The following is a 1,380-nucleotide window of genomic DNA, read 5'->3' as shown; positions in this document are numbered from 1 at the left end:
TAGGTCAATACATAGTTATTGTTCAGGGCCAAACTTCCCTGACTAATCGGGTAATTGCCAATGCTCTCACCCAAAGCTCTGCTGATATCACCAGTAAATGAATCACCAGTAACTAGTACAGGAGTAAATGTGTAAGTCAATGAAGGATCAACATCACCATAGGTTTTGTTCTTCGCGACAGCAACAACAGCGATTGTTTGCTTGCCGATACTTAGGTTTGCACCAGTGTAGGTTAAGCTATAATTTGAGTTTAAGGCTAATGTACCGAGGCCAATTGTATAATTACCAATGTTTTCTCCGGCCGCTCTGCTGATATCTCCAGTAAACGAATCACCGGTAACTAGTGCAGGAGTAAATGTGTAGGTCAATGCAGGATCAACATCTCCATAGGTCTTACTTTTGGCAACAGCAGCCACGGCAATTGTTTGCTTCCCAATACTGAGGTCTGCACTTGTGTAGGTTAAGCTATAATTTGAGTTTAAGGCTAATGTACCCAGGCCAATCGCATAATTACCAATGTTTTCTCCAGCTGCTCTGCTGATATCTCCAGTAAACGAATCACCAGTAACCAGTGCGGGAGTAAATGTATAGGTCAATGCTGGATCTGCTTGGCCATAGGTTTTATTCTTCGCAATTGCAACTACAGCAATCGTTTTTTTGCCGATAACCAAATCAGCACCAGTATAATTCAAGGTATAATTTGAATTTAATGCCAATGTACCTTGCTCAATCGCATAATCACCAATATTCTCACCCAAAGCTCTACTAATATCTCCAGTAAACGAATCACCGGCAACCAGTGCAGGAGTGAATGTATAGATTAATGCCGGATCTGCTTGGCCATAGGTTTTGTTCTTTGCAACAGCAACTACAGCAATTGTTTGCTTATCAATGCTCAGATTTGCTCCTGTGTAGGTCAATATATAGTTATTGTTCAGGGCCAAACTTCCCTGACTAATCGGGTAATTGCCAATGCTCTCACCCAAAGCTCTGCTGATATCACCGGTAAATGAATCACCCGTAGCAAGCGCAGGAGTAAATGTATAGCTCAATGCAGGATCAATATCGCCATAGGTTTTGCTCTTTGCAACAGCACCTACAGCAATTGTTTTCTTATCGATACTCAGACTTGATCCTGTGTAGGTCAATACATAGTTATTGTTCAGGGCCAAACTTCCCTGACTAATCGGGTAATTGCCAATGCTCTCACCCAAAGCTCTGCTGATATCACCAGTAAATGAATCACCAGTAACTAGTACAGGAGTAAATGTGTAAGTCAATGAAGGATCAACATCACCATAGGTTTTGTTCTTCGCGACAGCAACAACAGCGATTGTTTGCTTGCCGATACTTAGGTTTGCACCAGTGTAGGTTAAGCTA

General features: G+C 42.0%; 1 protein-coding gene. It reads right to left on the bottom strand.

The window, feature by feature from the left end:
• Positions 1-1,380: MBG-2 domain-containing protein (locus FBD94_RS26090; RefSeq protein ID WP_169472419.1), on the bottom strand; the 1,380-nt coding region annotated here is incomplete at both ends.

This window comes from Pedobacter hiemivivus, from assembly GCF_005144565.1.
GTDB classification, from domain to species: Bacteria; Bacteroidota; Bacteroidia; order Sphingobacteriales; family Sphingobacteriaceae; genus Pedobacter; species Pedobacter hiemivivus.
The sequence above is the reverse complement of the archived record's forward strand: the minus strand, read 5'-3'. Positions and strand labels throughout refer to the sequence as shown.